Origin of the sequence: Streptomyces sp. NPDC059909 (genome assembly GCF_042730885.1) — a bacterium.
Taxonomy (GTDB): Bacteria; Actinomycetota; Actinomycetes; order Streptomycetales; family Streptomycetaceae; genus Streptomyces.
The window spans coordinates 1-1,801 of record NZ_JBHWKX010000207.1 but is presented as its reverse complement, the minus strand read 5'-3'; the positions used below and the strand labels follow the sequence as shown (position 1 = coordinate 1,801).

The 1,801-nt window shown below is 67.7% G+C and carries 2 protein-coding genes; both read left to right on the top strand.

Features of this window, described 5'->3' with window-relative positions; translation table 11 throughout:
* The first annotated feature begins 232 nt into the window (after nucleotides 1–232).
* Nucleotides 233–1,282 carry a PP2C family protein-serine/threonine phosphatase gene (locus tag ACFV9O_RS40240; RefSeq protein WP_385428021.1) on the top strand — a complete coding sequence of 350 codons (1,050 nt, stop codon included), beginning with the start codon at nucleotides 233–235 and terminating at the stop codon, nucleotides 1,280–1,282.
* 88 nt (nucleotides 1,283–1,370) lie between these two features.
* Nucleotides 1,371–1,733, top strand: coding sequence for a hypothetical protein (locus ACFV9O_RS40235; protein WP_385428018.1), 363 nt, complete (start codon nucleotides 1,371–1,373; stop codon nucleotides 1,731–1,733).
* Nucleotides 1,734–1,801: the final 68 nt, after the last annotated feature.

The following is a 1,801-nucleotide window of genomic DNA, read 5'->3' as shown; positions in this document are numbered from 1 at the left end:
AGCCCTCGGCTACCAGGTCCACGCCGAGCCTGCACCGGTCAGCTCCTAACGATCACTGACCAACCTGACCCATCCCGTTTTCTCTTCAGGCCGCACAAGAACGTGAGTGGAACATTCAACTTCAGCAAGGCAGGCTGTACGCATGCGGTCGTTCCGCACCCATCGACCAGGAGCGTCTCCTCGATCAGGAGCGGGCGGTCAAAGTGGAGTCCTCTTCTCGCTGGCGACGTGTGTGCCGTTCGCGATCGCGCTGGCCGTGGTGGTCATCGAACTCTCGCCTGCACACTTCATCTATACGGGCCCCTTTCTGGCCGCGGTGCCTGCGCTGGCCGCAGTGACGATGGGTCCCAAGGGCACCACCTCGGCCGCGGCCCTGGCGGTGGCGATCAGCGTGACCACCGCCACCTACAACCAGGCCTGGGGCAACCTGCAGGTCTACACCAACTTCCTGGCTCTGGCCCTGGTGTCCGTGGCTGCATTCATCACCAGTAGAGCCGTGCGTACACGTAGGCAGAGCGAGCTCGACCAGGTCCGCCGGATCGCCGTGGCAGCACAGGACGTCATACTGCGGCCCGTCCCCGAGCGCCTGGGCCCGGTGCGGGCGGCCAGCCTCTGCCTCGCGGCCGGAACCGGGGCACAGGTCGGCGGCGATCTGTACGAGGCCGTGCAGACGCGGTACGGCGTCCGCATGATCGTGGGGGACGTCCGAGGCAAGGGACTGAACGCCATGCGCGCGGTCGCGGTCGCGCTCGGCGCGTTCCGGGACGCCGCGCACTACGAGGACGAGCTGCTGGAGGTCATGAACCACTGCGCCGCCGCCCTGCTCCGGGAGGCCGACGTGCCCGGTGCGTACGACCAGGAAGCCCTGATGGAGGGATTCACCACCGCGCTCATGGCCCAGGTGCCGGACGACCCCGTGGTGCAACTGATCAACCGCGGCCACCCGCCCCCACTGGTACTGCATCAGGGCCGGATCCAGGCCCTGATGCCCGCCGAGCCACTGCCGCCGCTCGGCCTGGAAGACCTCATCACCGACCCACCCGAAAAGCCCGAGAGCTATCCATTCGTACCGGGCGACCGCCTACTGCTCTACACCGACGGCGTGATCGAAGCCCGCAACCGCGACAACGACTTCTTCCCCCTCCCCCAGGCCATGGAGTCGATACGCGCCGACACCACCCCACCAGAGTTCCTCGAGCAACTGCACCAGGCACTGATCCGCCACACCGAAGGTCACCTGGCGGACGATGTGGCGATGATCCTCGTCGACCGCCTCGCATGACGAAGCCGGCAAGCGGATCGGCACGGTCACAGGCTGGGGATGCGGTAGCGGCATGGCAGGACGCACGCTGGTCCCATGCCCCACGAGGGTGACGCCTCGGTCTCCCGGGCGCGCCGATCTGGTCGAGTGCCCGGACGAGGCAGACCAGGTGCGGGCGCTGGTGCACCGGTGCGCCACGACGACGGGGATCTGGCTGGACGACCTCGCCTGCCGCTTCGCCGACACAGGCCACAACGCCGACGACCTGTTCGCCGAGGCGTGGGCGCTGCTGGAGTCCCTTCCTCTTACGCCGTCCGGCTTCGAGTCGGCCGCGGACCCGGCGTTCTTCGACGTGCTGCGGGATGCCACCGCCGGGATGCTGGCCCGACTGTGGATCACCGGCTACCTGCTCGGCCCGGTCCCCACCGGGACGCCTTTTCCTCAACGCTCACCACGACGGTCTGCCGAGTAGCCGAGGGGAATCTCACCCCTCGGCTCTCACAGAATCCGTGCGTAACAGTCTCCCGTTACACGGCTCTT